Below are 268 nucleotides of genomic sequence, written 5' to 3' on the forward strand. Positions count from 1 at the left end.
CGCTTCACTCGCTCCGTTTTAAGTGAATGGAAAAAACTCTCAGCGACGGCATTATCCAAACAATGCCCACGCCTACTCATACTGCTTGTAAGGTTATTTGCCGTTAAAAATGCCTGATAGTCTTCACTCGTATATTGACTGCCTTGATCACTATGAACGATTACGTTTGAGGTCGGTTGCCCAAGTGGTATCAGGCTCTGCTACTACAAATTGCTGCTTTACATGATTATCCGAAATGACAGATGCCGTTGACGATTTAAAATAGCGA

At 42.9% G+C, this 268-nt stretch carries 1 pseudogene; it reads right to left on the bottom strand.

Annotation, left to right across the window (positions count from 1 at the left end):
• Positions 1-179, bottom strand: a pseudogene (locus AN214_RS23160) (DDE-type integrase/transposase/recombinase); the annotation flags it as partial.
• Positions 180-268: the final 89 nt, after the last annotated feature.

The organism is Pseudoalteromonas sp. P1-9 (genome assembly GCF_001399975.1).
GTDB lineage: Bacteria > Pseudomonadota > Gammaproteobacteria > Enterobacterales > Alteromonadaceae > Pseudoalteromonas.